This is a genomic window from Oceanirhabdus sp. W0125-5, from assembly GCF_027938815.1.
Classification (GTDB): Bacteria; Bacillota; Clostridia; order Clostridiales; family Clostridiaceae; genus Oceanirhabdus.
Window position 1 is genome coordinate 292,501 of sequence record NZ_CP115913.1, and the last position, 7,500, is coordinate 300,000.

The following is a 7,500-nucleotide window of genomic DNA, read 5'->3' on the forward strand; positions in this document are numbered from 1 at the left end:
TTCCATTGAAATGATCTACTAAACCAACAACAGAATTATATGCCATAGCATTTATAGTAAAATCTCTTCTAATAAGGTCTTCTTTAAGACTATCTGTATATTCTACGTTGCTAGGTCGTCTATTATCAATATACTCACCTTCTATTCTATACGTAGTTATTTCAAAGGGTTCCTTATTTACCATAACAGTGACGGTCCCATGTTTTATTCCTGTTTCTATAACACGAAATCCTAGTTTTTCAAATGTCTCTTTAACTAATTGTGGAGACGCACTTGTTGTTATATCCCAATCTTTTGGTTTCAATCCTAATAACGAATCTCTAACGCATCCACCTACCACAAAGCCTTCTTTGCCTATATTATATAGTTCATCTATTATTAAAGCAGCATCTTTAGGTATAATTATACTCGCCTTCACATTACCCCTCCTGTTCAACCGTTAATTTCCTATTTATATTTTTCTTCATAATTTTTATTACCACAATTGTATTTATACATACTAAAATAAGCATAACATAAAATATGAATCTAAAAGTATTGGCTAAACCAATAACATCACCTAGCTTTCCTACTACCGGGAACAACGCTATCATAAAGAAACTAAATATCATACTCCTAAAAGATAATATTGTTGCTCTATTCTCACTAGGTATCAACATATTTATATAGTTTCCAACTACAACCCAAATAACCATTTCGCATAATCCCATTATTATATAAAATACATATGAATATTTGGTAAATGCTATCCCCCCTATACTTATGAATAATAATATAGGAACATATAACAATATACCTCTCTCTTTTAATCGATCTTCAATCTTATCTATAATCCCTGAGAAAATGCTACATGATAAACATCCTATTGAAAAGATGAGCCCTATCTTAAGCTCATTTAATCCCTTTCCTTTCCAATAATTCTGTAAATAAAAAAACATAGTTGTATTTATACATCCTACTATTTCCGAGAATAGCATAAAAAATACTATTTTATTATTCCCTCTAACAGCCTTTACACTGGTAGTTATTTGATGTGCAAAAATTCTCAATGGATTCTTTAATTGTGTTTTCTTATTTATCATAACTTCTTTCATTGACATAGCCGAAAGAAATGCCATTATAATAAAAAAGAATGAAATATAAAATACCATATTATAATTCATAAGCGCTAATATTCCACCAATTATAAATGCTGCTATAGAAGATAAGTTTCTAACTAACTCTATTTTACTACTAACCCTTATAAAACCTTTCTCTTCTCCAACTTCTTTAAGAGAATCATATATTAAAGCTTCCCCAGCTCCAGATTCTAGATTATATGATAGTGCACTTAAAATGAATGATATCATAAATACATAATAATCATTTCCAATAAACAAAATAATTAGTGAAATAAAACTAATCACCCTGCTCATTAGCACGCTTGTTTTTCTTCCAAAAATATCAGCAATCATACCTGTGGGTATTTCCATAAAAAACGAAGTTATATGAAATATAGACTCAAGAATCCCAAGCTGAACAAGAGAAACACCTTTTGTTGCTAAATATATCATCCATAACCCTCTAGTAAGATCCAAGCAGCTAAAAAAAGTATAAAAATAGTTTTTAAATATATTTTTTCTATATAAATTTTCAATATTCATAATTGTACTCCTCCAGAATGAATTTATATTATTTAACAATCCTTCATCCTAAACATATCTAACCGGATTAGTTAGACAGTTGAGAAGTAACGCCCATTTTTATAACATAAAAACCCTAAGCAGTAAAAACTACTTAGGGTTATACTCACATTTATATTAAATAACTATGTGCAAAAATAGTCTACTACCGATTAACACTATTAAATTTGGACGCACTTCTCCCTAGGAGCACCAAACTTAAATGTAATATTATGGAATTCAAACATGTGTTCCATAATAGAGTTAATCAATAATGCCATTTTTACACCTCCTTATTAAATCCTCATTATATTATTATTATATTATTTAATTCTCAAAAAGTAAACAACGTCGACTAAATTTTTCCACCTTGCATAAATAGAATTATAGTAAATATTACAAATAAACCTATAGATAAAACTACCCATATATCAAATACTTTTTCATCTGTATTAGTTCTAGTTAGAATATCTATATTTTTTGTTTTAGCCCAACTACTAATTATATGTTTTAACAAATATGCTATCAATATTCCAACACCAGCCAAAATAATTATATTAGTTATATTCAATGAACTATTTTCTGCTACATCAATAACGGGACTAGTTCTTCTAATATACCAATTACTAACAGCTGAAATTCCATTGATAGTAAAATGCATTAAAACTGATGATAATATAGTTCCTGTTATTATAACAAGGTATGCCATTACTACCCCTAATACAAATGCATAAAAGAACTGATTGAAATTCATATGAAACATACCAAATAATAATCCATTCATAATAGCAGCTTTAGTACAACTAACATTTTTATATTGTTTTAATACCACTCCTCTCATCACAGCTTCCTCACATATGGCCGGAGTTATTGCAAGTATAAATATCCACTGTAACAAACTCATATTTCCCCAAACATTCATAGCATCTGCTAAAAAATTGTTAAAAAACTGCATTGATATATTACTCATTATTCCTGCAAGTAATAAACTCAAAACTGAAATACCTAAAATTATACATACATCTTTAAACTTTAACCACTTTATTTCAAAAGTCTCTTTAATGGTTATACCGCTTAATTTAGCTATAATCAATGCAGGTACCAATAAGAATCCAAACTCTATTACAGCTGTATTATATTTAGTTTCTATTGGTAAAAACCCTACCACAACTGATCCAATTATCATAAGTAATGTTATTATGAAAAAATACATATTTCCTTTTCGTGCTGTAGGCATAAATAATTTCCCCCTTTTTATTTATAACTAATTATATATTATACACCATTTTCCACTTTATGTAATTATTTTATGTGATATCACCCCAAAACACACTTAAACATATTAATAATATACATATAAAATGTTCACTATATTTAATCCACAATCTAAAAATTTTATGTGGAATATTCAACACAAAATCTTTTATTTTGTTGATAATGTTTAATTGATTCATATATATAAACAAATAAGTTCTTCAAAAGTTACACCTAATTTAAAATTTAATTAGAAAGATTATTAAGTGAACTCTCCCTCCACTTACTCACGCTGAAGTGGGGGCTTCTTGGTGTATCCAAGAACTTTTCCTGCTTCACAGATTTCGCAATCTACTTTCTCCACAGGCAATCCCCGTAAGACCTACGGTTCTTATTTTTTTAGGCTATTTCTAATAACCCTTGCTTCAAGATATTCCTACTGGCATTTATATCCCTATCATGAATGCTATCGCATTTAGGACATTTCCATTCTCTTATATACAGTGGCATTTCATCTAAAACATGACCACAATTATTGCATGTTTTAGATGATGGATACCATCTATTTATTTTATGAATTTTTCTTCCATGCCATTTTGCTTTATAATCTAGAATAGTGACAAATTTATACCAACTTACATCTGAAATACTTTGAGCTAATTTATCATTCTTCATCATATTTTTAACTGATAAATCTTCAAGAATTATAACTTGATTATCGCTTATAATTCTTTTAGATAGCTTATGGATGAAGTCTAATCTTTGATTAGATATACGTTCATGTAGTCTAGCAACCTTTATTCTTTGCTTATTCCAATTGTTACTGCCTTTTTCTTTACTACTTAATTTTCTTTGTTCCTTTGCCAATTTATCTAATGACTTTTTTAGATACTTAGGATTTTGAATCTTTTCACCATTTGATAATATTGCAAAATGACATAACCCTAAGTCTATACCAACATTCCCCGATACTTTTTTTAATGGCTCTATCTTTGTTTCAACACATATAGATACAAAATATTTACCACTTGATGTTTTAGAAACAGTAGCGTTTATTACTCTACCTTCAAAATATCTATGAATTTTTGCATTAACATATTTCAATTTAGGCAGTTTTATTTTATCTTTTTTTATTTCAATATTGTTATTCACAAAATTACTTGTATATGTTTTATAGTTGTCTCTTTTACTTTTGAATTTTGGTCTGTCGGCTCTACCTTCAAAGAAATTTTTGAATGCAGCATCAAGATTTCTTAGTGACATCTGCAGTGATGTACTATCAACTTCTTTAAGCCATACAAGTTCTTTTTTCATACTTGGTAATTGATTTTGTTGTTCTGTATATTTCATACATCTTTTTTCAGCTTTATATATTTCATTCCTTTGGTTTAAGAAATGATTATATACATATCTTGAACAACCAAAAGATTTTTCAATAATCTTTTTTTGATTTTCATTTGGATATATTCTGAATTTATATGCTTTGTTGATTTTCACTGCTTTCAACACCTTTACTTTTGAATACAATACTAATGAATCTCAAGAACATTCATTCTTATTATTTCACGTTTATACTTTTTTATCCATGTAAAAGTATTAAGATTACGCATTCATCTCCCACTTATAGAAGATGGGAGACTTCTGCTAGTTACGTTAAAAACAATAAAAAAACACTTACTAAAAAATTAGCAAGTGTTTTGTGGTGATCCACCAGGGAATCGAACCCTGGACACCATGATTAAAAGTCATGTGCTCTACCGACTGAGCTAGTGGATCAAATCAAACCTGGCAATGTCTTACTCTCCCACACCGTCTCCAGTGCAGTACCATCAGCGCTGTGAAGCTTAACAATCCTGTTCGGAATGGGAAGGTGTGTAACCTTCACGCCATTATTACCAGATGTTGAACTACTGTTGTTGTTGTTGTTGTTTTTAACGGATTTATAATATTTAACTATCGAAACATAGCACATATTTCTATAAATATATATCCATATTTCATTAAATATTATAGAAGGATGTTCCTTCAAAATTGCACAAAGTAAGTTAAGATTAAGTCTTCGATCTATTAGTACTGGTCAGCTACATGTGTTACCACACTTACACCTCCAGCCTATCAACCTTGTGTTCTTCAAGGGATCTTATTGCACTAGGCAGGGAAATCTAATCTTGAGGTGGGCTTCACGCTTAGATGCCTTCAGCGTTTATCCCTTCCCGACATAGCTACCCAGCGGTGCCGCTGACGCGACAACTGGTACACCAGAGGTCAGTCCATCCCGGTCCTCTCGTACTAAGGACAGCTCCTCTCAAATTTCCTACGCCCGCGGCGGATAGGGACCGAACTGTCTCACGACGTTCTGAACCCAGCTCGCGTGCCGCTTTAATGGGCGAACAGCCCAACCCTTGGGACCAGCTACAGCCCCAGGATGCGACGAGCCGACATCGAGGTGCCAAACCTCCCCGTCGATGTGGACTCTTGGGGGAGATAAGCCTGTTATCCCCGAGGTAGCTTTTATCCGTTGAGCGATGGCCCTCCCACGAGGTACCACCGGATCACTAAGTCCGACTTTCGTCCCTGCTCCACTTGTAGGTGTCGCAGTCAGGCTCCCTTCTGCCTTTGCACTCTTCGCGCGATTTCCGACCGCGCTGAGGGAACCTTTGAGCGCCTCCGTTACTTTTTAGGAGGCGACCGCCCCAGTCAAACTGCCCACCTAGCAATGTCCGATGACCAGATTCATGGCCACTCGTTAGAATTCCAGTACTGCCAGGGTGGTATCCCAAGGACGACTCCACTGAAGCTAACGCCCCAGTTTCCTAGTCTCCCACCTATCCTGTACAGACAATACCGAAATTCAATGCTAAGCTACAGTAAAGCTCTACGGGGTCTTTCCGTCCAACCGCGGGTAACCAGCATCTTCACTGGTACTACAATTTCACCGGATTTACTGTTGAGACAGTGCCCAAATCATTACGCCATTCGTGCGGGTCGGAACTTACCCGACAAGGAATTTCGCTACCTTAGGACCGTTATAGTTACGGCCGCCGTTTACTGGGGCTTAAGTTCACACCTTCGCTTACGCTAAGTGATCCCCTTAACCTTCCAGCACCGGGCAGGCGTCAGCCCCTATACATCATCTTACGATTTAGCAGAGACCTGTGTTTTTGGTAAACAGTTGTTTGGGCCTATTCACTGCGGCCTACTCTCGTAGGCACCCCTTCTCCCGAAGTTACGGGGTCAATTTGCCGAGTTCCTTAACAGTAATTCTTCCGCCGGCCTTAGGATTCTCTCCTCACCTACCTGTGTCGGTTTGCGGTACGGGCACCAAACTCCTCCTTAGAGGCTTTTCTTGGCAGCGTGGAATCAGATGCTTCGCCGTAAACGGCTCCCCATCACGCCTCAGCCTTAAGATCAGACGGATTTGCCTATCTGATCAGCCTAAACGCTTAGACGCACTCTTTCAGTCGTGCGCTCATCCTATCCTCCTGCGTCACCCCGTCGTCAAACGGAGTTTGGTGGTACAGGAATATCAACCTGTTGTCCATCGCCTACGCCTTTCGGCCTCGGCTTAGGTCCCGACTAACCCTGGGAGGACGAGCCTTCCCCAGGAAACCTTAGGTATTCGGCCTGTAGGATTCTCACCTACATCTCGCTACTTATGCCAACATTCTCACTCCTGTACGGTCCACCGCTCCTTACGGTACGACTTCAGCCCATACAGGAAGCTCCTCTACCACTCTTTCGAGTCCATAGCTTCGGTGGTAAGTTTTAGCCCCGGACATTTTCGGCGCAGGATCTCTTGACTAGTGAGCTATTACGCACTCTTTAAATGAATGGCTGCTTCTAAGCCAACATCCTAGTTGTCTTGGAAATCCCACATCCTTTACCACTTAACTTACACTTTGGGACCTTAGCTGATGGTCTGGGCTCTTTCCCTTTCGAAAATGTATCTTATCATTCATAATCTGACTGCCTGGATAAAAGTATATGGCATTCGGAGTTTGATAGAGTTCAGTAAGCTTTGACGCCCCCTAGCCCATTCAGTGCTCTACCTCCATTACTCAGTTACCAGACGCTAGCCCTAAAGCTATTTCGAGGAGAACCAGCTATCTCCAGGTTCGATTGGAATTTCTCCGCTATCCACAGCTCATCCCATGACTTTTCAACGTCAACGTGGTTCGGTCCTCCACGAGATTTTACTCTCGCTTCAACCTGGCCATGGATAGGTCACCTGGTTTCGGGTCTACAGCATGCAACTAAACGCCCTATTCAGACTCGGTTTCCCTGCGGCTCCACACCTTAAGTGCTTAACCTTGCTACACACCGTAACTCGTTGGCTCGTTATACAAAAAGCACGCCGTCACGCATATAAAGCGCTCCGACCGATTGTAGGCACACGGTTTCAGGTTCTATTTCACTCCCCTCCCGGGGTTCTTTTCACCTTTCCCTCACGGTACTGCTTCACTATCGGTTATCAGGTAGTATTTAGCCTTGGGAGGTGGTCCTCCCAGCTTCCCACAAGGTTTCACGTGTCTCGTGGTACTCTGGATCAGAACTCGTTTCTTCATCTTTTCATCTACAGGACTAT

4 protein-coding genes, 1 tRNA gene and 2 rRNA genes (2 of these 7 cut by a window edge) are annotated in these 7,500 nt (G+C 36.6%); all 7 read right to left on the reverse strand.

The window, feature by feature from the left end; genetic code table 11:
• On the reverse strand, nt 1–418 hold the start of the coding sequence (locus OW730_RS01365; RefSeq protein ID WP_271227364.1) for a CCA tRNA nucleotidyltransferase. It extends 947 nt beyond the left edge of the window; 418 of the gene's 1,365 nt are visible here — the first part of the coding sequence; the start codon lies at nt 416–418; its stop codon lies beyond the left edge, outside the window.
• A gap of 1 nt (nt 419) precedes the next feature.
• Complete coding sequence (locus OW730_RS01370; RefSeq protein WP_271227365.1) at nt 420–1,643, reverse strand: MFS transporter; 1,224 nt, start codon at nt 1,641–1,643, stop codon at nt 420–422.
• 373 nt (nt 1,644–2,016) lie between these two features.
• Nucleotides 2,017–2,898: a type II CAAX endopeptidase family protein gene (locus OW730_RS01375; RefSeq protein ID WP_271227366.1), complete on the reverse strand. Its 882-nt coding sequence runs from the start codon at nt 2,896–2,898 to the stop codon at nt 2,017–2,019.
• Between the two features lie 416 nt (nt 2,899–3,314).
• Nucleotides 3,315–4,412, reverse strand: coding sequence for an IS200/IS605 family element RNA-guided endonuclease TnpB (tnpB, locus tag OW730_RS01380; RefSeq protein WP_333781254.1), 1,098 nt, complete (start codon nt 4,410–4,412; stop codon nt 3,315–3,317).
• Between the two features lie 203 nt (nt 4,413–4,615).
• Nucleotides 4,616–4,691: transfer RNA gene (locus tag OW730_RS01385), tRNA-Lys, on the reverse strand.
• A 7-nt stretch (nt 4,692–4,698) separates the two neighbouring features.
• Nucleotides 4,699–4,815 (reverse strand): 5S ribosomal RNA (rrf, locus tag OW730_RS01390).
• Nucleotides 4,816–4,962: 147 nt separating this feature from the next.
• A 23S ribosomal RNA gene (locus tag OW730_RS01395) occupies nt 4,963–7,500 on the reverse strand; it runs 362 nt beyond the window's last position.

What these genes read in the sequence shown, in the direction of transcription:
- OW730_RS01370 (WP_271227365.1), bottom strand. Translation starts at nt 1,643, where the DNA reads ATGAATATTGAAAATTTATATAGAAAAAATATATTTAAAAACTATTTT.
- OW730_RS01375 (WP_271227366.1), bottom strand. Translation starts at nt 2,898, where the DNA reads ATGCCTACAGCACGAAAAGGAAATATGTATTTTTTCATAATAACATTA.